This window comes from Exiguobacterium sp. 17-1, from assembly GCF_023096305.1.
GTDB classification, from domain to species: Bacteria; Bacillota; Bacilli; order Exiguobacteriales; family Exiguobacteriaceae; genus Exiguobacterium_A; species Exiguobacterium_A sibiricum_A.
Genome location: NZ_JALIGJ010000003.1, coordinates 84236 through 106382 on the forward strand (window position 1 = coordinate 84236; position 22147 = coordinate 106382).

General features: G+C 46.4%; 22 protein-coding genes. 1 reads left to right on the plus strand and 21 read right to left on the minus strand.

The window, feature by feature from the left end; all coding sequences use genetic code 11:
- Window positions 1-270 precede the first annotated feature (270 nt).
- The 12 genes from recO to rpsU all read right to left on the minus strand — a co-directional run bounded on the left by recO (window position 271) and on the right by rpsU (window position 9282).
- Complete coding sequence (recO, locus tag MUN34_RS10110; RefSeq protein ID WP_026828980.1) at window positions 271-1020, minus strand: DNA repair protein RecO; 750 nt, start codon at window positions 1018-1020, stop codon at window positions 271-273.
- A gap of 3 nt (window positions 1021-1023) precedes the next feature.
- Entirely contained in the window at window positions 1024-1932 is a 909-nt protein-coding gene (era, locus tag MUN34_RS10115; protein WP_012369729.1) for a GTPase Era, read from the minus strand.
- Entirely contained in the window at window positions 1925-2323 is a 399-nt protein-coding gene (locus tag MUN34_RS10120; protein WP_014969809.1) for a cytidine deaminase, read from the minus strand. The genes era and MUN34_RS10120 overlap by 8 nt, the downstream gene beginning before the upstream one ends.
- 50 nt (window positions 2324-2373) lie before the next feature.
- Window positions 2374-2724 carry a diacylglycerol kinase family protein gene (locus MUN34_RS10125; RefSeq protein WP_247857717.1) on the minus strand — a complete coding sequence of 117 codons (351 nt, stop codon included), beginning with the start codon at window positions 2722-2724 and terminating at the stop codon, window positions 2374-2376.
- Window positions 2721-3197, minus strand: coding sequence for an rRNA maturation RNase YbeY (ybeY, locus tag MUN34_RS10130; RefSeq protein ID WP_026828982.1), 477 nt, complete (start codon window positions 3195-3197; stop codon window positions 2721-2723). The genes MUN34_RS10125 and ybeY overlap by 4 nt, the downstream gene beginning before the upstream one ends.
- Entirely contained in the window at window positions 3194-5251 is a 2058-nt protein-coding gene (locus tag MUN34_RS10135; RefSeq protein ID WP_247857718.1) for an HD family phosphohydrolase, read from the minus strand. The genes ybeY and MUN34_RS10135 overlap by 4 nt, the downstream gene beginning before the upstream one ends.
- A gap of 41 nt (window positions 5252-5292) precedes the next feature.
- The gene (locus MUN34_RS10140; protein ID WP_034769977.1) at window positions 5293-6255 is read right to left on the minus strand and encodes a PhoH family protein; all 963 of its coding nucleotides are present in this window, start codon (window positions 6253-6255) and stop codon (window positions 5293-5295) included.
- Window positions 6256-6481: 226 nt separating this feature from the next.
- Window positions 6482-6949, minus strand: coding sequence for a hypothetical protein (locus MUN34_RS10145; RefSeq protein WP_026828985.1), 468 nt, complete (start codon window positions 6947-6949; stop codon window positions 6482-6484).
- Between the two features lie 13 nt (window positions 6950-6962).
- Window positions 6963-7946, minus strand: a complete 984-nt coding sequence (floA, locus tag MUN34_RS10150; RefSeq protein ID WP_026828986.1) for a flotillin-like protein FloA — start codon at window positions 7944-7946, stop codon at window positions 6963-6965.
- Window positions 7943-8452 (minus strand): NfeD family protein, encoded by a 510-nt coding sequence (locus MUN34_RS10155; protein ID WP_034770302.1) that lies wholly within the window; start codon window positions 8450-8452, stop codon window positions 7943-7945. The genes floA and MUN34_RS10155 overlap by 4 nt, the downstream gene beginning before the upstream one ends.
- Before the next feature lie 188 nt (window positions 8453-8640).
- A complete protein-coding gene (locus MUN34_RS10160; protein WP_071498507.1) occupies window positions 8641-9087 on the minus strand; it encodes a GatB/YqeY domain-containing protein in 447 nt (148 codons plus the stop codon).
- A gap of 21 nt (window positions 9088-9108) precedes the next feature.
- On the minus strand, window positions 9109-9282 hold the full coding sequence (gene rpsU / locus MUN34_RS10165) for a 30S ribosomal protein S21 (RefSeq protein ID WP_012369719.1): 174 nt from the start codon (window positions 9280-9282) through the stop codon (window positions 9109-9111).
- A 310-nt stretch (window positions 9283-9592) separates the two neighbouring features.
- On the opposite strand from rpsU, the gene MUN34_RS10170 reads away from it, so the two are divergent.
- Complete coding sequence (locus MUN34_RS10170; protein ID WP_247857719.1) at window positions 9593-10846, plus strand: dicarboxylate/amino acid:cation symporter; 1254 nt, start codon at window positions 9593-9595, stop codon at window positions 10844-10846.
- A 68-nt stretch (window positions 10847-10914) separates the two neighbouring features.
- Here MUN34_RS10170 and pulA read toward each other — a convergent pair whose 3' ends face one another.
- The 9 genes from pulA to MUN34_RS10215 form a co-directional block, all read right to left on the minus strand.
- On the minus strand, window positions 10915-13827 hold the full coding sequence (gene pulA / locus MUN34_RS10175; RefSeq protein ID WP_247857720.1) for a type I pullulanase: 2913 nt from the start codon (window positions 13825-13827) through the stop codon (window positions 10915-10917).
- 169 nt (window positions 13828-13996) lie between these two features.
- On the minus strand, window positions 13997-14929 hold the full coding sequence (locus MUN34_RS10180; RefSeq protein ID WP_026828991.1) for an LCP family protein: 933 nt from the start codon (window positions 14927-14929) through the stop codon (window positions 13997-13999).
- 11 nt (window positions 14930-14940) lie between these two features.
- A complete protein-coding gene (locus tag MUN34_RS10185) occupies window positions 14941-16122 on the minus strand; it encodes a DHHW family protein (RefSeq protein ID WP_247857721.1) in 1182 nt (393 codons plus the stop codon).
- Window positions 16123-16137: 15 nt separating this feature from the next.
- On the minus strand, window positions 16138-17526 hold the full coding sequence (locus MUN34_RS10190) for an MBOAT family O-acyltransferase (RefSeq protein WP_026828993.1): 1389 nt from the start codon (window positions 17524-17526) through the stop codon (window positions 16138-16140).
- Complete coding sequence (locus MUN34_RS10195) at window positions 17516-18010, minus strand: hypothetical protein (RefSeq protein ID WP_114596417.1); 495 nt, start codon at window positions 18008-18010, stop codon at window positions 17516-17518. Before MUN34_RS10195 ends, MUN34_RS10190 begins: the two co-directional genes overlap by 11 nt.
- Complete coding sequence (wecB, locus tag MUN34_RS10200) at window positions 18007-19116, minus strand: non-hydrolyzing UDP-N-acetylglucosamine 2-epimerase (protein ID WP_026828995.1); 1110 nt, start codon at window positions 19114-19116, stop codon at window positions 18007-18009. The genes MUN34_RS10195 and wecB overlap by 4 nt, the downstream gene beginning before the upstream one ends.
- Window positions 19117-19130: 14 nt before the next feature.
- Window positions 19131-19961, minus strand: coding sequence for an ABC transporter ATP-binding protein (locus MUN34_RS10205; RefSeq protein WP_247857722.1), 831 nt, complete (start codon window positions 19959-19961; stop codon window positions 19131-19133).
- Between the two features lie 11 nt (window positions 19962-19972).
- Window positions 19973-20773: an ABC transporter permease gene (locus MUN34_RS10210; protein WP_247857723.1), complete on the minus strand. Its 801-nt coding sequence runs from the start codon at window positions 20771-20773 to the stop codon at window positions 19973-19975.
- Complete coding sequence (locus MUN34_RS10215) at window positions 20770-22062, minus strand: nucleotide sugar dehydrogenase (protein ID WP_247857724.1); 1293 nt, start codon at window positions 22060-22062, stop codon at window positions 20770-20772. Before MUN34_RS10215 ends, MUN34_RS10210 begins: the two co-directional genes overlap by 4 nt.
- Between the last annotated feature and the right edge of the window lie 85 nt (window positions 22063-22147).

The following is a 22147-nucleotide window of genomic DNA, read 5'->3' on the forward strand; positions in this document are numbered from 1 at the left end:
TCCAAATTTATGCGGGAACGCAAAAACGTCCCTATGTACAACAAGGTTGTACATAGGGACGAGACGAGCCCGCGGTTCCACCCTACTTGCATACATAAGCATGCCACTCTTTGACCAGGAACACTCAAAAATGCCGTTCACACCTGCTTCATTTCCGGCTCGCACTATCCCGAAATCGCTTGACTGAACATCAGGTATTACTCCTTTTTCTCATCGTGTTCGTTTAGTTAGTTCTTCCGCACTTATTCTACCGAACGTACGGCGCATCTGTCAATCGTCTCCGAGATTCAGTAATTGATCGAGAACCCGTTTTGAACGAAGACGGAGACCGCTGTAGCGTTCCATATAAGCATCCATGATTTGACGCAACAATCGTTTCGTTTCCGGCTTCACATCGACGGTGCCGATCCGGGAAAAGTCATAAACAGAAAAGACATATAGCATCTTGGCCACGGATTCCGTCAAATAAACAGCATGTTCATCTTCATGACGATGTCGTCTGCAAAGTAAACCCCCGTGATTCAAGGAAAAAGCGAATGGTGCTTCTGCACTGCCGCAAATCGTACAGCCGTTTAAGTGTGGTGCGATTCCCAAATGACGCAGTAATCGGAGTTCAACGATGAAGGATACAACATCTGGATCGAGCCCTTCGTCCATCGCTTCAAGACCATCGACAAACAAATCATACAGTGCCGGTTGCGGCACCCGTTCATCGAGCGCTTTGTCTGCCAATTCAAGAAGATACATCGCATAGGCCATCAAAAACACGTCTTGACGAATTTTCGAATATCCTGTGATGACGTCTGCTGATTTTAATTGACCGAGACCACGCGAACGTGGGTACACGTAAACGGCTCGGATAAATGGTTGGCTCGCCGCATTGAAACGGCTGCCGGGTTTTTTAGCACCACGGGCCATGACGGCGAGCTTGCCATATTCACGTGTCAACAGTGTAATGATTTTATTCGATTCACCATACACGACCGTCCGTAAGACAAGCCCTTCCGCCTTATCAATCATCGATTAATACTCGTCGTCTCGGAATCCGAGTTCACGCAATTGACCTGCTTTGTTCCGCCAGTCTTTTTGGACCTTCACCCACAGGTTGAGGTAGACTTTTGTTCCAAGCAGCATCTCGATGTCAGTTCGTGCTTCTGAACCGATTTCTTTTAACAGAGCACCACGTTTACCGATGATGATTCCTTTTTGTGAATCACGTTCGATCAAAATCGTTGCGTGAATATCGACCATGTTCCCGTCTTCGCGTGTCTTGATCTGATCAATGGCAACAGCAATCGAGTGTGGCACTTCGTCACGTGTCTTCTGCAGGACTTTCTCGCGAATCATTTCCGAGATAATGAATCGTTCCGGGTGATCGGTGATTTGATCTGCCGGATAGTACATCGGACCTTCCGGTAAGATTTTCGAGATTTCTTGTAGAAGTGGTTCGACATTATTCCCTTGAAGAGCAGAAATCGGAACGACTGCCGCGAAGTTCAATTCGTTTTGATACGATTCGATGATTGGCGGGATATCATTCGGATGAATCAAGTCGACCTTGTTCATGACAAGAATGATTGGTGTATCGAGATCTTTCAACTTCTCGATGATGAATTCGTCACCTTTCCCTTTTGGTTCGGTCACATTAATCATGAAGAGAATCGCATCCACTTCGCGTAACGCGTTTGTCGCGACTTTCATCATGAAATCTCCAAGTTTATGTTTCGGTTTATGAATCCCTGGTGTATCAATGAAAATCGTTTGCACGTCATCTGTCGTATAGACACCTTGAATCTTATTCCGTGTCGTTTGTGGTTTATCTGACATAATGGCGATTTTCTGTCCGATGACTCGGTTTAAGAATGTTGATTTCCCAACGTTTGGACGACCGATAATCGAAACGAACCCTGATTTAAATCCTTCTTTAAACATGAAGATCTCCCTTCGTGAATGCACCCGGTAAGAGCGCACCGACTGTCGTTTCCGTGACGTCACCCGTCAGGTTTGTCAAGTAGACCGGCATATCCGCGTCACACATTTCAAACAAAACTTGACGGCATTGTCCGCATGGTGCAACAGGTCCTTCTGTATCTGCTACGACAGCCATCGCTGCGTATTCACGTGCATCTTGTGCCCAAGCCGAGAAGATAGCTGTCCGCTCAGCACAGTTGCAAAGACCATATGCCGCATTTTCGATATTACAGCCATGGAAAACCTGTCCGTCTTTCGTGAGCAGAGCTGCCCCGACTTGGAACTTCGAATATGGAACATACGCTTTTTCGCGCGCTAATTTAGCTTGTTCGAGTAATTGTTCTGTTTTCATGTCTATTTTCCCCTTTTAGGAACGGTATTGGCCAAAAAAAGGCCGGATTCTTATTGTACCAAATATGGAACGAAGATGCATAGTGCAATCGCAACCGATGTAAGCGCCAACACAAGAACAGCACCGCTCGCGATGTCTTTTGCTGCTTTTGCGAGTGGATGCCATTCTTCCGTAACGAGATCAACGGTCCGCTCAAAAGCGGTATTAAGCATTTCCGCACTGAGGACAACACCAATCGTTAAACATAAAATCGCCCGTTCCATCCATGTCAGCGGTAAATATAAGGCAACTGCCAAGACGATGAGTCCAATCGTAAAATGAACTTTCATATGCCGTTCTTCCTTCATCGCCTGACGGATTCCGTTCATTGCATGGGTGAAGGGTAACCACCACGTCTTCACAATTTTCCTCGGTACAGTTCAAAGTGATGTAGGATTTCCTCCTGACGTTTTGTCATGATGTCTTCATCTGTTTTTTCGATATGATCGTATCCGAGCAGATGCAGGAAACCGTGAACAGCCAGGAAACCAAGCTCACGTTCGAAATGATTGCCGTATTCCGCTGCCTGTTCCCGGCAACGTTCGACCGAAATGATTAAATCACCGAGGACAACCGGTTCGTCTTCGAGTAATTCAAAATCAATTTCATCTTCTCCCAGTTCGTCCATCGCAAAGGAAATGACATCCGTCGCTTGATCTTTCCCACGCCATTCCCGGTTGATTTGCTGGATCTCATCATTCGTTACGAACGTGACAGATAATTCACTGTTCGATTCAATTTTTTCTTCCGTTGCGGTATACACTAAAATCGCTTCGACTAATTTCAGTTGCTCTTCCGTCAACAAGGTTCCTTCATCGGTCATGTAAATATTCATGTAAGCTCCTCTTTCTTTAATTCAGGATATTCAATCCGTTCATGGAATAATCCGGATAACGTATGGCAGGCACTTTCACCGACCCGGTAAATGTCACGTGTCGTCATTTCACATTCTGAGAATTGATCGTCAAGCAGTTTTTCACGAATGATTTTTTTAACCAGTTCTTGAATTCCAGTTTCCGTTGGGGACTTCATGGACCGAACCGCCGCCTCGATGGAATCGACAATCATGATGACCGCGGCTTCGCGTGTTTGTGGTTTCGGACCCGAATACCGGAAATCCGCTTCATTGATTTCACCCTGTTCCGTCGCTTTCACGTAAAAATAACGGAGTAACGACGTACCGTGATGTTCCCGGCAGATGTCGACGATGACACCCGGCAACTTTGCATCTTCCAACAATTCCACCCCGTCATCCGTATGGGCAAGAATCACTTTGGCGGATTCTTCTGGTGTCAGACGGTCGTGTGGATTGAGTCCATGTTGATTTTCAATGAAATAGAGCGGACGACGTGTTTTCCCTAAATCATGATAATACGCACCGACACGGGCGAGCAAACCATCGGCACCGATTGCTTCACAAGCCGTCTCGGCAAGATTCGCGACCATCATACTATGATGATACGTTCCGGGAGCCTCGACCAATAGTTTTTTCAACAGTGGATGGGTCGGATTTAATAATTCCAAAAGGCGCGTCGGGGCTAAAATACCGAATGTCATCTCAAGGAACGGTAATAATCCAATCGCCAGGATGGCACTGAAGACACCGCTGGCAACGGCAAATCCCAGTAAAATCGACATCTCTTTTACTTCCAACTGACCACTGCGCATGAGTACGAAAGCGACGAAAACAGCTGCATTCGCTAAAGCAATCGTTAAACTGCTGATAAAAATCCGCCGGCGTGACAAGCTGGAGCGCAGGAAATAGGTCGCAACCAATCCGCCCACCAATAAGTAAATCGCAATATTAAAGCTGAAATTCTGATTCGTGCTGTAGAAAAAAGTACCTGCTAACGCCATGAACAAGGTACTGGATAAAGCAATCCGCTCATTCAATAAATTGCGCAAGACTAACGCTGAAAATGCTGTTGGCGTGAGTAAATAAAGGGCTGGATTGATGTCGTCTGCCAAGAAAGCCATCCCGTATGTCACGACAAGCTGCAAAATAACAACTAGATACACCAAACTGAACAATTTTACTTTGCCCATCTTTGCATAACGTAAGTTGGACCGACTGATGAACCCGAACAACAACAATGTCATCAGCGCACTGACTATCAAGGTGCCGAACAAGGGTTTAAGCGATTGCCGGTCAGAAATCAGACCGACGAGTTGCAGTTGACGGTAGGCATCCTGGGAAATGACTTCTCCTCGTTTGACGATGACTTCCCCCTCAGAAATCAAGACCGGTTCCACCTTATCACTGGTCTGCTTACGCAACTGTTCTGTTTTCTCGGGATCATACACATAGTTCGTCACGATTAATTGATCCGTCAGCGTTTTTCCAACAGCCTTCATCGAAAACGATAAGGCGGATCGTTCAATATCGAGCCGTGCATTTTCACGCGCTTCCGCCACTTCACCGCCATCAGAGGAAATCCGTTGCCGCATCGCTTCCTCAATGGCCGTAATCACAACATCGCGTGTCGTCGTCCTCATCGCTGTAGACGATGTGGCAAGAAGCCGTAATTCATCGTCTTGCAGTAAATCCGCGGCTTCCGTTCCCCGAAGCCGCTGTTTGATCCGACCGATGTCTTCTGCTTCTTTGATACCCTTAAGACTTGCAAAAAGCTGCTCGACTTTATCGATCTGCTGTGCAGCATATTCCTGCTTAATCGTGTACTGACTATCAATCGCAGCTACTGTATTTTCTTTTAGCAATCGGGTTGCTTCCCGATCTTCTATCGTCAATGGCGATCGAATGTCTTCTTCTGCAATCGAAAATGGATCTGCTGACAAGGCTTCAGGCCGGACGCTGACATACATCATCGTTGAGACAACAACATAAAACGTCAATGTCAGCAGACTGATCCACATACCTACTCTGCGCATCCGTTCGTCTCCTTTCCACTTCAAGACTCACCTGTTGCGCTTTAATTGAGTTCTTGACTATAGGCATCAATGATTTTCCGAACAAGTGGATGCCGGACGACATCAGCCGAACTAAAGTGTTCGAAATGAATTCCGCGAACATTTCCAAGCAGATTCAAGGCTTCTTGTAGTCCGGACACTTTTCCACGCGGTAAATCGACTTGCGTCAAATCACCCGTGACAATCATCTTCGAGTGAAAGCCAAGACGTGTCAAAAACATTTTCATTTGTTCTCTTGTTGTATTTTGAGCTTCATCCAAAATGACGAAAGCGTGCTCAAGTGTCCGCCCCCGCATATAGGCGAGCGGTGCAATCTCAATGACACCCCGCTCTAATAAACGGGCTGTGTGCTCCACGCCAAGCACGTCATGTAACGCATCATACAGCGGCCGTAAATACGGATCGACTTTTTCTTTCAAATCGCCGGGTAAGAACCCCAGATTTTCTCCTGCTTCAACTGCAGGCCGTGTTAATACTAAACGTTTGACGTAACCTTCTTTTAAGGCCCTTGCTGCCATAACGACCGCAAGATACGTTTTCCCGGTCCCGGCCGGTCCGATTCCGAACGTCAAATCACACTTTTCGATTCCGCGAACGTAACGTGCTTGACCGAGCGTTTTTGCCCGGAGCGGTTTCCCCTTATGATTCGTATGAATGACCGTATCGTATAATTCAAGTAATTCATCGACCCGGTCTTGTCGTGCCAGTTGAATCGCGCTTGTCGCATCACGTTCCGTCAAGACGGCTCCTCGATCGACCAGTTGCTTTAAGACACCGACAACCTGTTTTGCTAAAACAACAGATCGTTCTTCCTCCGCTTGTGCCAACAATTCATCACCACGATGCGTGAGTTGGACTTCAAGCTCCGCTTCCATCGTTTTTAGTACGGCATCGTTCGGTCCTACGAATGCTTGAATCTGTTCTGAATTCGAAAATACGAATGGGATTCTTTCATTGAATATCACGTTATGATTGGCCTCCTAATGATGGATAACAGTACGTCATCTCTACAAATCTATTCTAGTCCACTTTATCATTTCCGAAGAATAGATGGAAAGAAAAACCCATCCTCTATGCATGGTTTCCTCATTTTAACTACTTTCATGCGCAGACTTCCCCATCCGCTTGCTTTGCTTTACTTTTTTCCATCAAAAAAGGTTGATTCCCATTTACACGAGAACCAACCTTTTCTTAACGATGAGGGGACTTTGAAGTACGTTTTGAAACCGGTGGACCGAGGACTTCACTCCAGATCATCGCCTGGCGAATCTCTTCTTGTGTCGTCCGCATTCCTGTTTTCCGATCACGCCGTTTGCCGATTTCGTCACTGGAAATGCTTCCTGTGATTTTACCGAGATTTGACTTCGATTGTTTTTGTGCTTTCACACGTTCCCGTTCATCCAACCGCTGTTGCAACTCGGTCCGTTGGTGCTTAACCGGTTGCGATGGCTTTGGCTGTTTCCGTTTGATCGGAGGCGGAACATCTCGATCTTCTGGAAGCCGTGTTTCCACTTGATCGACCATTTTCTTGACGTAGTCCCCAAACTCTTTTGAAGGAACCCGCGTCGTCGAGCTTGGCTTTTTCTGATCAGCCGCCTTCGAAATAACCGAAATCACACCAAAGGCAATCATCAGTCCGACCCAAATTAAGCTTTCCATCTAGATCATCCTTTTATTGTGTGTCGTTCGGCGATGATTGACCACCGATGGCTTGACGCATCTTCGTATCAGCCGTCACATTCAAGTAATTGGCGTAATCCATCACACTGAAATTACCATCACGCAATGCTTCTGCAATCGCAAGTGGGACTTCTGCTTCTGCCGCCACAACTTTGGCACGCATTTCTTCGACACGTGATTTCATCTCTTGTTCGCTCGCAATCGCCATCGCCCGACGTTCCTCCGCTTTCGCTTGAGCAATGTTTTTGTCAGCTTCCGCCTGATCCGTTTGAAGAACCGCACCAATGTTTTTACCGATATCGATGTCGGCAATATCAATCGAAAGGATTTCAAACGCTGTTCCTGAATCCAGACCTTTCGCAAGGACGGTCCGGGAAATCATTTCCGGATTTTCAAGAACTTCTTTTTGATCTTGACATGAACCAATCGTCGAGATGACCCCTTCACCAACGCGGGCGATAACCGTTTCTTCACCCGCACCACCGACGAGACGGTCGATGTTGGCACGTACCGTAATCCGCGCTTTTGCTTTAACTTCAATCCCGTTCATCGCGACACCGGCAATGAATGGCGTTTCGATGACTTTCGGGTTAACGGACATCTGGACGGCTTCAAGCACGTTCCGACCTGCTAAATCAATCGCTGCCGCCCGTTCGAAACTGAGTTCGATGTTCGCACGGTGCGCCGCAATCAGGGCATTGACTACACGGTCGACATTACCACCAGCAAGGAAGTGACTTTCCAGCTGGTTTGTATTGAGGTTGATTCCCGCTTTGACTGCCTTAATCAACGGATTAACGATTTTTGACGGTGTAACACGACGGAGTCGCATTCCGACTAATGTAAAGATGGAGACGCGAACTCCGGCGGCAAGCGAGCTGATCCACAGCGGAATTGGGACAAGTGTAAAGAAAATCGCGAGGAAAATAAGGACTCCTCCTGATATGAGTAGAACGGTCAATAGTTCGGGTGTCATGTGAGTGACTCCTCCTTCGTTTTTTGGACTCGAACGATGACTCGTCCGTGTGTGACTTCTTGCACGACGACTTGTTCACCGGCATTAATAAAATTCCCCTCCGTGACAGCATCGACTCGATTCCCATCAATCTCGATCGTTCCTGCCGGGCGAAGTTGTGTCAAACTGATCCCGATTTTCCCACGCAGTTGTTCTTTATCTTGATGAGAGAGGTATCCTTTTTCCGACGATGTGGAGTCTGTCAAAATCAAACCCCGCCATAATAACGATTGATTCGATTTGATCCGACGATAGGCCCAAAATCCGGCAGCAAGTGATAAAAAAACTGCCAATCCTACAGCAAGGCCGACTTGACCGACCGTAGCACCTGCCATAATCAAGCTGGCAAGAACTGCACCGATGCCAAGTACGCCGAATATACCGAATCCTGTCACGAATATTTCGACCAGCAACATGAGGACACCGATCATGAAGACCGCTAAAATCATCCCTAAACTAAAAGACATTACTTCGTTCACCCCTTTTTCATCAGAATCAGACGGCAACATGTTTCATCTTTCTGAACATAGCTCATTGTTACTCTTATTATATACGCTTTCATCTTAAAAAAGGTTTCATAATTTTTACCAAGTTTTGAATTTTCCGATTTTGTCGCACAAAAAAAGATGTCCCGGAGGACACCTTTCAAAACGGGTTAATGCAGTTGTTGTTTAACAAGGCGATTAATTAGAGCACCGTCCGCTTTACCCTTGAGTTGCGGCATGACGATACCCATTACTTTCCCCATATCAGAAGGAGCAGAGGCACCCGTCTGCGCAATAGCTGCGTTGACGATTTCCTGAACTTCTTCTTCCGAAAGTTGTTTTGGCATATAAGCTTCGAGCACGATTATCTCTGCTTGAATCTTCTCGACGAGGTCGTGACGATCAGCGCGTTCGAATTCTCGGAGGGAGTCGTTGCGCTGTTTCATCTCACGTGAGAGTATAGTTAGCTCTTCCTCATCAGTTAATTCTTGCTTACCGAGTTTAATCGCTTCATTTTGCAGGGACGACTTCACCATCCGAATCGTCGTAAGACGATCTTTCTCACGCGAACGCATGGCTTCCTTCATATCCACTGTCAAACGCTCTTGAAGACTCATGAGGATACACCCTCTCTTACGTTAGAACTTCTTACGCTTACGCGCAGCCTCCGATTTAAGCTTACGTTTTACACTTGGCTTTTCGTAGTGTTTACGTTTACGAACTTCAGCAAGCGTACCATCTTTTGAAACACCACGTTTGAAGCGACGAAGTGCGTCTTCAAGTGATTCATTTTTACGTACACGAGTTTCCACTAGTTTTCCCTCCCTCCGATATTACCGACTAAAGGAAACGTGTCAGACACGTCATACAACATTATAGTAGGAATATACAAAATGGTCAATAGTTGATTAACCAGTTTTGCCTGATCCCTGAGATGTTCCTTTTTGTTCTTTTCTATAGTCTCATGTTGCTCCCGTATTTACAACAGATTCATGATTATTCACTAAAAAAATCCGAAATAATTTGTAAGCGTTTTCTTAATATTTATGAAATGTTTTGTCAAAAGGGTGAACAATATGTCAAAATAGACACAGTTATCTGAAAAAGGAGTTGTTGTCAGTTATGAAAGAAGCCAAACGGATCATTTGGGGATTGATTCTCGGAGTTATCCTCGGAATCATTCTCGCCATCTTGCCGGACAAATCAATCTATGAAGGATTGAATAAGTATGCACTCCAACCGATCGGGACGATCTTCCTGAACCTGATCAAGATGCTTGTCGTACCAATCGTCTTCTTCTCGATTTCCCTTGGTGTCATGGGACTTGGAAATCCAAAAGAACTGGGCCGTGTCGGCGGAAAAGCGATTACGTATTTCATGACGACGACCGCTGTCGCCATCGTCATCGCTCTTGGTCTATCGCTGTTGATTAAACCTGGAACATTCGGTAGTTTTGCGACAGACAACTTGAAGTATGATCAAGGCAATTTGCCGGATACAAGTTTAATTAATACGATCGTCGGAATGTTTCCGACAAATCCGATCGCTTCGATGGCAGAAGGTAATATGCTGCAACTGATCGTCTTCAGTGTCTTTATCGGTTTCGGTATTACGTTCCTTGGCAGTAAAGCATCGACGTTACGTTCGTTCATCGAACAAGGAAATGATTTGATGACGTATTTGATTGGTCTTGTCATGAAGATGGCCCCGCTCGGCGCATTTGCATTGATTGCTTCCGCCGTCGGTGCACAAGGATTTGCTTCGCTCAAAGCGATGTTCTTCTACATGATGGTCGTTATCTTGTCGCTGATCATTCATTCCCTGTTGACGTACGGTTCGACTGTTTCACTGCTCGGAAAAATGAATCCGTTCTTCTTCTTTAAAAAGTTTGCTCCGGTCATGCTGTTCGCCTTCTCGACTTCATCGTCGAACGCGACATTACCGGTCGCCATGCAGACAGCGCAGCGTGAGCTGAAAGTCCCGCGCTCGGTATCCAGCTTTGTCCAACCGCTCGGAGCAACGATCAACATGGATGGAACGGCGATCATGCAAGGGGTCGCGACGGTCTTTATCGCTCAGGTGTATGATATCAACTTGTCACTGGCACAACTGGCAACCGTCGTCCTGACTGCCGTTCTCGCGTCTGTCGGAACAGCCGGCGTACCGGGTGTCGGTCTCGTCATGCTGACGATGGTTCTCCAGTCCGTCAATCTGCCTGTCGAAGGGATTGCCTTGATCATCGGTGTCGACCGTCTGCTTGATATGATGCGGACAGCCGTCAATATCACAGGTGACGCCGCTTGTGCCGTTATCATCGCAAAATCAGAAGAAGGTAACCTGAACGAAAAAGAGGAAGAAGACGAGCGTTACGCTTAACTTTTCCTTAGATGAAAAACGCGCTACCCCCGTGAGTCATTCACAGAGGCGGCGCGTTTTTGAGTTGATTATTTTTTTAGGACGTACGAGCTGAGCGGATCAACCGTCACGTTGCCTGATACTTTCTTCAGTGTTTTCGTTCCGGCGGTTTTACCATCGACGATCACATTCCATGTTCCTTTTGGTAACGTCATCTTGACGGCTTGACGTTTCGCATTGTGAACGACATAAAGATCTGTTTTTTGCTGAGGCGCATCATCTGATAATTGATACGCTACAACCTGCTCTGGTGACGATGTGAACGTCAGGTAGCGGCGGATGTCTTTTGCTGTTCCTAAATGAAGAGCAGGATTCGCTTTCCGGACTTGAATCAGACCTTTCATATAGTCGACATCAGTTTGACGGTCCATTTTACGTTTCCAGTCGAGTTGGTTGACGGAATCAGGTGATTTGTACGAGTTATGGTCGCCACCTTTTGTCCGCATGAAATCTTGACCGGCATGGATAAATGTTGTTCCTTGTGACGTCAGCAGAATACTTGACGCCAAACGGTGCATTTTTGTTTTCGTCACATCGGTATCTGTCGGATTCGTTAAGTTCAACTTGTCCCACAATGTGTGGTTATCGTGAGCTTCGACATACGTGATGGTTTGATTCGGCTCTGCTGCGAATCCAGTGATGTCTTTGCTGTACGCAATCTCACCGACGATTCCGCGTTTGATGCGTGTTTCAAGACCCGTTTTACCGTTGATGAAACCGGCATCCGTGTCTTCAAAGACACTTCCTTTAAGCGCATCACGCAAGTTATCGTTGAAATGAGCAATTCCCGGCATCTGTTTTGCATTCGTCTGGTTGGCTTTGTCTGCTTCCGGAAGTGGTGTTCCGAGACTCCAGCCTTCCCCGAAGACAAGAATCGATGGATCGATTTTAGTTGTCGTTTTTTTGACGGCATTCATCGTCTTGACGTCATGAATCCCCATCAAATCAAAGCGGAAACCGTCCCAACGGTATTCTTTTGCCCAGTAGGCGACAGAATCAACAATCAATTTATGCATCATTTTCCGTTCAGAGGCGGTATCGTTTCCGACACCTGTTCCGTTGGCGAGATCTCCGCCTTCAGTGTAACGGTAGTAGTAACCTGGAACGATTTTATCGAGATTCGATGCTTTGGCGTCAAACATATGATTGTAGACGACATCCATGACGGCGCGGAGGCCGTTATCGTGCAAACCTTGAATCATTTGTTTCATTTCTTTAATCCGGACTTTTGGATCGTACGGATTAGTCGCGTAAGAGCCTTCCGGTGCATTGTAGTTTTTCGGATCATAGCCCCAATTGTATGTTTTTAACGGATTTGTCTCGTCGACAGAAGCCGTATTAAAATCGTAGACCGGAATGAACTGGACATGCGTGATGCCAAGTTCTTTCAAATGATCGAGTCCTGTTTTCGTTTTTGTTTTTTTACCGTCTTTCAATAAACGTGTCCCCGGCTCGACAACACCGAGATACTTCCCTTTTTGCTTGATCCCTGAATCGTATGTGTTTCCTGTGACATCAAACATCGACAAGTCACGGACGTGTGTTTCATAAATGATGGCATCCGTTGCTTGTTTCAGCGGCATTTTTGTTTTCGTCCAACGTTTTGGGTTCGTCTCCTTTAAATCGACGATGACCCCTTGATCTCCGTTGACGGCTACAGCTGTCGCATACGGATCAACGGCGCGCGTTGTTTCTTTGGCATGTTTGACTTCATATGTGTATCCTGTTCCGTCAAGGTCCCCTTTAATCGTGGCATTAAAGACACCACGGTCGCCACGGATCATCTTCACTTCACGGACGATATCCTTTGTTGTGGCTGCTTGTTTTTTCGGCAGTTTATAAAGTTCCAGTTCAACGGCTTGCGCAGTCGGTGCCCAGACGCGGAACGTCGTTTTCCCTTTTTGATAGGATGTGCCGAGTTTTCCATCGTACGCATATTTTTTGTCAAAGGCATCTGAACGCAATACTTTTCCTGCTTCTAGAACCCCTTCCCCGAACACCGGGTGTGCGACCGTAATGACATCTGCTAAATCAATATCCGTTGTGACCGTCACTTTTAACGTCTTCGCATCCACTTGTGTGACAAGCGGATTGACAAGACCTTTGAATGTCAGCGTTTTTAAATCTTCTGCCGTAATTGGCGAGTTCGTTTTCAACGTCATCGTCTTAAAATCATCTGCTAAGAAACTTGTGAATTTCGGCGTCCGATCAATATCAGGTTGGCTGTAATAAACCGTTTGATCGCCTTCAATCAGCCAAATATCCTTCGCTCCCGCATAATAGAAACGGTCAGCCCCGTCTTTTTCAGACCATCCTTCGATATGAGGAATGATTCCAACAAGACGTTCCTTCGTCATATTCGTCAGTGTGACGTTTGCCACAGCGCCAAATGCGTCTTGACCGTCAAATTCAAACCGTTTTCCGTCCTGAGCGTTCGGCCATGCCCACACCCCGTACTTCTCGTAGTCATTGTCATAACGGTAATAATGAATGTTCGTGTTGACGGACTCGACGTCACTGCCGCCCGTCGGATTAACCGGTGAAACTTCTTTACTGCCCGATTCAATCCATACTTCCGCAACACCGTCTTTGATCATGTCTTTTGTGATAAAGCGGTCGCTTTCCGAACCGGCATCTTTGTTCCAGGAATCATCGCGGACGATAAAACCGATTTTCTCCGGTTGATCAACCGGAAATTCGTAAGCGGCAATTTTTCCGTAAGCATCTTGTCCGTTAAAGGCATGTGCCTTATTCGGGAAGTAATCTGGTCCATTTGCCCATAACCAAAGGTTCCATTCTTTTGGTGCTGTTTTATCTTCTTTGTAGTGAATGATGACGAGTGTCGATTTTCCTTTTTCCAGTGCCAAACCGTTTACCGGAAATAAACTAAAGATCAGTGCAAACGTTAGCACAACTGCACAGACTGATTTCCATCGATTCATGTCGTATCCTCCTTGGATTTATGTAATCGTTTTCATTTCCATTCTCCATTCGTTCGACTTATCTGTCAAAGCTTATTTTAGTTCGCTAAAGAAAATAAGACTTTTGGACCAACAGGGACGAATGACCACTAAAAAAAGAGGATGACTTCTCAGTCATCCTCTTACATACTCATTTTGATTGACGATCCGTCACTTCATTGATTGCCTGCTTCGTGACTTGCATCGAGTGATCCGAAGCAAAAAAGTACCAGACACCGTCACTTGCGATATATCCTTCGCCTTCGAGTTTTAACGGTTTTAAACGCTCGAATCCTGTCTGATTTTCTTGTGCGAGTTGGGATGCTTCGGAAAACGTGATATTTGTACTAAAGTTGTTTTTCAAGACCCGACTGACTTCTTCTAAGTTTGTCAAAATATCGGGTCCGGCAAGCTTCATACCAACAGCTTCGAGTACCTGCCGTTGACGGATTTGCCGCCCCATGTCGCCAAGCGGATCTTGTTTCCGCATACGTGCATAACCGCTCGCCTCGAGTCCGGTCAGTTTGATCTTTCCTTCGGCATAGTTTTTTTGTAAACGCCGGTCGTTCCAACTAAAAGCGGACGGATTATCAACGGTCACTCCACCAACGGCATCCACCAGCTCAATCAGACCTTCCATATTGATTTTGGCATAATATGGAATCTTGACATCGAATGTCTGTTCGACGGTCTCAATCGTCTCTTCCACCCCACCATAGGCATAGGTATGATTGATTTTGGTCTTTGCACCATCTGCAAGTGTCACCTGCATATCACGCGGAATTGAAAGTGAGGTCGCTTTTTGTGTTTTCGGGTTAAACGACAATAACATGATGGCATCTGCCCGCCCCGGGTCGTTTTTTCGTTCATCAACACCAATCAATAAGACATTGACCGGTTGCATCACTTCAAGCGGGAGCTTTTTTTGCCCTTTTAGCGGAGTAATGAAACCGTCCGCCGTATGCTGTAATTTTAAAAAAGCATACCCGGTCGTAGCGCTGACAATCAAGATGCATGCTAATAACAATGCACTGATTACGCGCCACCCGATCCAAGGTCGCCTCTTTCGCAAACGTGATTTCACAGCGGTACCTCCTATAATTTCTGCTGATACGTCTTCATTAATCCGGCGATATTTGCATTGTGTAAAAAGACGATGGCATCAACGTTTTTTTGCTTCGCAAATTCAGAGGCATCAAAATCTTTGTTGACATAGCGGATATCGACGACCTCAAGATTGGCACTGTTCGCGAGAAACGGAAGGACGGGATTCGCAAACGAGTCTTTGAGGACAAGCAGCTTTGGTCCTTTCGTCTTCGATGACATCGATAAAATGCCATGGTTACCACGCATGAACACTTCATAACGATCAGCATAATCCCCCTCTTCTTTAATGAATTGCTCATCAATCAGCGGTTGACCGCATACGTTGTCGTAACAGACGTCAATGCCGTTAAATTGATTGGCATCGTAGTATTCAATCTTGTCTCCTGCACTCGCATACGCAAGCGTTGTCTTACGGGCGAGTGAACCAAAATACGGATGTTCCGATGACCGTTTTGCCTGAGGATCCATTGCAACTTTTTTTAAGGTCGGCTCTGTTTTTCCAACCGTGCGAATGATCTCGTCATACGCTTGATAGGCACCATCTATGTTCCAGTGATGGTCTGTCTTAAAGTAATCCGTCAGCTTTAACGCATCAAGGGGAATCGATGTAATTCCTGCTTTCATAAAGCCGGCTTGCATCGTCTTGTACCGTTGCTCAGCGTTTGAGGCGACATAGTCCGGAATGATTCCATCCCGTTCCGCAATAACGGTCTTGGATGGTGCAAGTGCGAAGTAGACCGGCCGATCAACATCTTTCGTGAACTGTTGAAAAGCACCCGGAATGACCGGTTGTGCCGCTTGACTCGGTTCAATCATATAGCCGTTTTTAGCAGTGTAGATCCCATTTCGAAACGGCTGTTGAAAAAGATTTTTCGATAGACGTGCCTGCATTTCAACGAGAGTACCACGTAACAACAACTGATCCGCAAAATAGCTTTCCATCTTCAGCATATCCTCACCGGAAGCCACTCCTTGCATAGTCGGTTGAACGGATTGTGCAAGTGTTCGATTTTCAAGTTGGGAACTGACACGGTCGTCGCGAAGAATCGTTCCAATTCCGATCGTCAGCAAAATGACAAAAAAACTGATGATCGTCAGCCACATCATCTTTTTCTCAAACGTAGTTCCCGGTTGTGGCTGTTTCTGATTCTTTTCAATAGGTTGCGCCACTGGTGTTCCTCCTCTCTAAAAACGGAAATAAATGAAGGGATTGAATGTACTTGCAACCAGCGCAGATGTCGCGAGGAACAACAAAACCATCGCATACCCATATTGCAACGTCTGCCCGATTTTGCCCGATGACTGGACAAATCGTTCTCCAATCCATTTTGGAATTGGTGTTGCGGCAAGACATGCTAGTGCTAAGATGACACCGTTTTGGACAAGTTGGTAACTCGCACGGTCATCCCAAAGTACGTCCGGCATAAACATTGCCTGAATATACGTGATGGCTTCCGGGAACGTTTCCGATCTGAAAAAGACCCAACCGACCAGAACCAATACGAGTGTCCAGACCGTTGCCAGTACCGGGACTCGCGCCAATAATTTCCCGAGAAATGCTTTTTCAAGCATGATCCAAATCCCGTAATAGACGCCCCAGGCAACGAACGTCCAGCTCGCTCCATGCCAAAGTCCAGTCAACATCCAGACGATTCCGAGGTTCCGGTATTGTCTCCAGGGTGAAACCCGGTTCCCTCCAAGCGGAATGTACACATAATCCCGAAACCATGACCCAAGTGAAATGTGCCAGCGACGCCAAAATTCAGACACTGATTTCGAAATATACGGATAGTTGAAGTTTTCAAGAAAATGAAAGCCGAACATTAATGCAAGTCCGATTGCCATGTCACTGTATCCGGAAAAATCAAAATAGATCTGCAGGGCGTAAGCAATGATCCCAATCCATGCAAGCCCCATTGATAAATCCTTCATGTCAAAAATGGCATCTGCTACTTGACCGCAGCCATTTGCTAAAATCAACTTTTTTGATAATCCGATGATGAATCGGCGGACCCCTTTCGAGAAGTCCGACACGGTTTCTTGACGGGATTCAATCTGACTCGCAATCGTGTTGTAGCGGACGATCGGTCCTGCGACCAGTTGCGGGAAAAAGGCGATATACAATGCTAAATCAAGCGGATTTTTTTGCACGGCTTCCTTTTCCTTGTAAATATCGATGACATAACTCATCGCGTGAAATGTATAGAAGGAAATTCCGAGCGGTAAAACGATTTCCGGAACAAAAAAATCGGCATGAAACGTCTTATTGACAGACTGAACAAAAAAACCGCTGTACTTGAACCAGCCAAGTAATCCTAAATTGACAGCAATCATGCTGAACATGATCCACTTCACACCGATACGGTGACGGTAGACGTCTACGAATAATGCAAAGAAATAATTGATGCCGACACTTAACAGCATCAATAATGCAAATCGCGGTTCACCAAACGCATAAAAGAAAAGGCTTGCTACGAGGAGCCAGCCATTTCGAAAGCTTCTCGGCAACAGATAATAGACAATCAGTACCGTCGGCAGAAATAAAAATAGAAAAATCGTTGAACTAAATAACATGATAGGATTCCTCCTGTTTGAGCGGAACAAGCCGATTGATGTGTAACATCATCAACCGGACCCGCATGTCCCCTTCAAGTAAAAATTTGAATGCGATTTTGAAATAGTCCGCTCCTTTAACTCGATTCAGTTGAAAGGCACATGTAGTCGGACCGTTCACCGTCAACCACTCCGTTTCGGAATGCATCCGTTTTTTTTGTCCGTACTGCATCTTAAAGATTTGAATATCACACGGTTCGGTTGTTTCTAATTCACAAGTAAGTGTGATTGTCTCCGCTTGTTCAAAGGAAGCGTCTGACCGATACAATTTTGACGGAGGATACTGAAATCCTTGATCAAACAATTGGATGTACAATTTATCTGTCGGATCAGCTTCTTGAAAATCAAACCAGACCTCTTTTCCATCTTCTTCGAGTAAAATCTTTTCCCGGTTGCCTTGCGGGAAAAATTGATAACTCGCCAGTTCAAGTGGTCGTGAACTCATACCGGTACCTCACTTAAAATGGCATCGACAATCCGCTCTGCCGCATGCCCGTCTCCATAGGGATTCGCAGCTTGTGCCATCGCTTCGTACGCAATCGGATCTGTCAGCAATTGATGACCGGCTGTATAAATACGTTCTGGATCTGTTCCGACGAGCTTCAATGTACCGGCTTCCACACCTTCCGGACGTTCCGTCGTCTCACGTAATACGAGAACCGGAACACCTAACGAAGGGGCTTCTTCTTGAATGCCACCAGAATCGGTCAAGATCAACGTCGCCCGGGCTGCCAAGTTATGAAAATCGAATACATCGAGTGGCTCAATCAATTGAATGCGCGGATGATTCTTCAATTGTTCGGCCGCTTCAAGTACAACCGGATTCGGATGGACCGGATAGATGATTTCGATATCCGGATGACTGTCTGCCAATCGTTCAATCGCATCAAAAATCTGTGGTAATTGCAGATGATTTTCCCGGCGGTGAACGGTCAACAGAATCAGCTTACGGCCACTTGCTGCAAGACTTTTCAAAACGGGATGCGTGTAATCAGCAGAAACCGTTGTTTTTAAAGCGTCGATGACCGTATTTCCTGTCACGATGATCGGACTTTGTTTGTTTTCCAAGCGTAAATTTTCCGCTGCCTGATCCGTCGGAGCAAAATGGTAATCAGCGAGTACACCTGTCAATTGACGATTCATCTCTTCCGGGAATGGGGCATACTTCTGATACGTCCGTAAACCGGCTTCGACATGCCCAACCGGAATCTGTTGGTAAAAAGCGGCCAGCGAGGCGGCGAATGTCGTTGTCGTATCCCCATGGACCAACACCAAATCCGGTTGCTCTTTTTCCAGGACACGGCGCATCGCATTTAAAATCCGTGCTGTCATCTCTTCGAGTGTCTGGCGTGGACGCATCAAATCTAAATCATGATCCGGAACGATTTGGAACAGTTCAAGGACTTGATCCAGCATCTCCCGGTGTTGTGCCGTCACGACGACAATCGGTTCGACTCCTTCTCGTTTCTCCAATGCTTTGACGACAGGTGCCATCTTGATTGCTTCCGGTCTCGTTCCGAACACTAACATGACTCGTTTCATTCGTTCCATCCCCTATCCGTTATTCATGACGACAATTCGATCGTTTCACCGCGTTCGGAACGCTCGATCTCATCACTTCGTCCTGTTCGTTTTTTCGTAACATAATGTGCCGCTTGTTTTTTCGTAAGTTGCTTGTACCAGTAAAGGTACTTATTATACTCCGCCATCGTTTCCGTTGTTGGACCAAACATCCGGACTTCTCCATACTCGAGCCAAAGGACTTTCGTACAAAAACTTTTGACTTGATTTAAGGAATGGCTGACAAAAAAGATTGTTTTTCCTTGATCACGAAACTCCCGCATCTTATCCAGACATTTTTCCGTAAACGTCTGGTCACCGACTGACAAGGCTTCATCGATAATCAAGATGTCCGGATTGATGTTAATCGAGATCGCAAAACCAAGCCGCGCCCGCATACCGCTCGAGTAAGTTTTGACCGCCTGATCGATGAAGTCCCCAATATCTGCGAACTCGAGAATTTCCGGTGTGATGGCTTGAATCTGTTTTTTATTCAATCCCATCATCAATCCTTTAAGTTCGATGTTATCCCGCCCGGTCAATTGGTTGTTCAGACCACTCGAAATCGCGATCAATGCTGATTTCCCACCAAGTGTCACCCGACCGTATGTCGGCGGCGTGACGTTCGCAAGCAGGTGAGACAATGTTGATTTACCACTCCCGTTAATTCCGACCACTCCGACAATTTCACCTTGCTTGACGGAAAACGAGACGTTTTTTAAGGCATAAAATGGCTTCCCGCTGACTTTACCGAACAACACTTCTTTTAATTTATCGATTGGGCGTGAATATAAGACGTAACGTTTTGAAACATTTTCAAATACGACGTGACTCATGTTTTCTCCTCCTAGACGTAATCAATGAAGTACCGGCGGAATCTCAGATGGACCGCTGCTCCGACTACCAACAGCACAGATGTCACCGTCCAAAAGTAGAGACCGTACCAGACATGATCGAGTAAATAACCGGTTCCGATCAGTGCCGAGCGGTATCCTTCAATCAAATAGACGAGAGGATTAATCATCAACAACGTCTTAAACAGACTGTGTTCCGGTGGTATCCACATGATGGGCGTCAAGTACATCAACATCCGGATTGCAGACGTCACCATGTTTTGGACATCGCGAATCATTGTCGCCAGTGCCGATAATAACAGCGAGACGGCATACAGGAAAATGACACCTGCGGGAACGATATAGAACAATTCAAACGTATGCCAGCCCGGAAAATAGCCGAATGCCATACCAAGAATAATCGTCAAGGCAATCATGGCAAGATGGCGATAGAACTGCGCCAAGATGACATACGCCGGGATTGTACTAAGCGGAAAGTGCATCTTCGAGACTAAGGCGACCCGACCGTAAATCGAACGTGAACCGCTCGGAATCGTACTACCGATGAAAAACCAGGCAATCAATCCACTGACCAACCAAAAGACAAATGGAATTCCGTCAACGGGATGTCCGCCGCGAATCCCGAAACCAAAGACAATCCAGTAAACGCCAATTTGTAGGAGCGGCGTCATGATTTCCCAAAACCAACCGAGATATTGCATGCTGTATAGACTTTTTGTTTCATAAAGTGAAAGACGAAAGATCAGATAAAAATGATCTTTCAACTCTTTCCCGATTGTACTAATCCCGTTCATATTGCTTTTGCGTCCACTTCCGTCGTTTGATGCGTATGCAGGTTACCGAAGTTCAGGACTGTGACATCTTCAAGCGGCTGGACGATTCCTTTCGTATCAAATAAGAGCGGTGTCCGCATCTGGTTGGCAAGACGGCGTGAGTCAAAACGTTTGAACTCATCATGGTCGACTAAGACAAGGGCAAGATCCGCTCCTTGAATGGCTTCAATCTCATCGACCAGCTCAAAGCGTGAAGAAATCGAACGTTCGACATGCGGATCGCAAACTGCGACATCCAGTCCACGGTCAATCAATTGTTCAATCACATCAACAGCTGGGCTCTCCCGCATATCATCAACATTTCCTTTATACGTGACGCCAAAGACAGCAATTTTCGGCCGAACACGCGAAGAAACAAGGCGCTCTGCCTGCTCTGCGACGAAGTGCGGCATGTTGACATTCGTTTCCCGCGCCGTATGGATGATCCGTGCAAGGGATGGGGCTTTGGCGACAATGAAGTAAGGGTCGACTGCCAGGCAGTGTCCCCCGACGCCCGGTCCCGGATGATGCAAGTTGACACGTGGATGCATGTTCGCCATCTCAATCACGTCCAGCACGTTGATTTCGAGCTTATGGCAGACTTGCGTCAGTTCGTTGGCTAACGCGATGTTGACATCGCGGAACGTATTTTCCATCAGCTTCGACATTTCTGCCGTCTTTGCATCCGTCTTGACGATTTCACCTTGGACAAACGTCTCGTAGACCGCTGCTCCGGCATCCGCGCAAGCCGGTGTCAATCCGCCGACAATTCGGTTGTTGTGAATGAGTTCATGGAGGATTTGTCCCGGAAGTACACGTTCCGGACAATGAACGACGAAGACGTCTTTCCCGATGACGAAACCGGCTGCTTCAATCAACGGACGGACATGATCATCCATCGTCCTTGGCGCGATCGTCGATTCAACGATGATGACATTTCCTTTTTGAACGTGCGGCAACATGTTCCGAACTGCTGCTATCACGTACTTCAAGTCACACGACTTGTATGTGTCATTTAAATTTGGTGTCGGTACGGCAATCAAAAAGACATCTGCCGGTTCCGGTGTCAATGTCGCCCGAAATTTTCCGTTTGCGACGACACGTTTGATAACTTCCTCAAGTCCCGGCTCTTCGATGTGAATATCTCCCGCATTCAACATCTTGACGATGCGCGGGTCAATATCTACCCCGACGACGTCCGTTCCGTGATCTGCAAACATGGCTGAAGAAGGTAATCCAATATATCCGAGTCCGATTGTACAAAGTTTCATTTTGTCATTCCTCCATCTAGGTACGAGTTAGTCCTTCACGTCAGAAAAAAACTGACTGTGTCGTGGCTGTACCTAGACCATAACG

What these genes read in the sequence shown, in the direction of transcription:
- recO (WP_026828980.1), bottom strand. Translation starts at nt 1,020, where the DNA reads ATGATTGATAAGGCGGAAGGGCTTGTCTTACGGACGGTCGTGTATGGT.
- era (WP_012369729.1), bottom strand. Translation starts at nt 1,932, where the DNA reads ATGTTTAAAGAAGGATTTAAATCAGGGTTCGTTTCGATTATCGGTCGT.
- MUN34_RS10120 (WP_014969809.1), bottom strand. Translation starts at nt 2,323, where the DNA reads ATGAAAACAGAACAATTACTCGAACAAGCTAAATTAGCGCGCGAAAAA.
- ybeY (WP_026828982.1), bottom strand. Translation starts at nt 3,197, where the DNA reads ATGAATATTTACATGACCGATGAAGGAACCTTGTTGACGGAAGAGCAA.
- MUN34_RS10135 (WP_247857718.1), bottom strand. Translation starts at nt 5,251, where the DNA reads ATGCGCAGAGTAGGTATGTGGATCAGTCTGCTGACATTGACGTTTTAT.
- MUN34_RS10145 (WP_026828985.1), bottom strand. Translation starts at nt 6,949, where the DNA reads ATGGAAAGCTTAATTTGGGTCGGACTGATGATTGCCTTTGGTGTGATT.
- floA (WP_026828986.1), bottom strand. Translation starts at nt 7,946, where the DNA reads ATGACACCCGAACTATTGACCGTTCTACTCATATCAGGAGGAGTCCTT.
- MUN34_RS10155 (WP_034770302.1), bottom strand. Translation starts at nt 8,452, where the DNA reads ATGTCTTTTAGTTTAGGGATGATTTTAGCGGTCTTCATGATCGGTGTC.
- MUN34_RS10160 (WP_071498507.1), bottom strand. Translation starts at nt 9,087, where the DNA reads ATGAGTCTTCAAGAGCGTTTGACAGTGGATATGAAGGAAGCCATGCGT.
- MUN34_RS10170 (WP_247857719.1), top strand. Translation starts at nt 9,593, where the DNA reads ATGAAAGAAGCCAAACGGATCATTTGGGGATTGATTCTCGGAGTTATC.
- pulA (WP_247857720.1), bottom strand. Translation starts at nt 13,827, where the DNA reads ATGAATCGATGGAAATCAGTCTGTGCAGTTGTGCTAACGTTTGCACTG.
- MUN34_RS10190 (WP_026828993.1), bottom strand. Translation starts at nt 17,526, where the DNA reads ATGTTATTTAGTTCAACGATTTTTCTATTTTTATTTCTGCCGACGGTA.
- MUN34_RS10195 (WP_114596417.1), bottom strand. Translation starts at nt 18,010, where the DNA reads ATGAGTTCACGACCACTTGAACTGGCGAGTTATCAATTTTTCCCGCAA.
- wecB (WP_026828995.1), bottom strand. Translation starts at nt 19,116, where the DNA reads ATGGAACGAATGAAACGAGTCATGTTAGTGTTCGGAACGAGACCGGAA.
- MUN34_RS10205 (WP_247857722.1), bottom strand. Translation starts at nt 19,961, where the DNA reads ATGAGTCACGTCGTATTTGAAAATGTTTCAAAACGTTACGTCTTATAT.
- MUN34_RS10210 (WP_247857723.1), bottom strand. Translation starts at nt 20,773, where the DNA reads ATGAACGGGATTAGTACAATCGGGAAAGAGTTGAAAGATCATTTTTAT.
- MUN34_RS10215 (WP_247857724.1), bottom strand. Translation starts at nt 22,062, where the DNA reads ATGAAACTTTGTACAATCGGACTCGGATATATTGGATTACCTTCTTCA.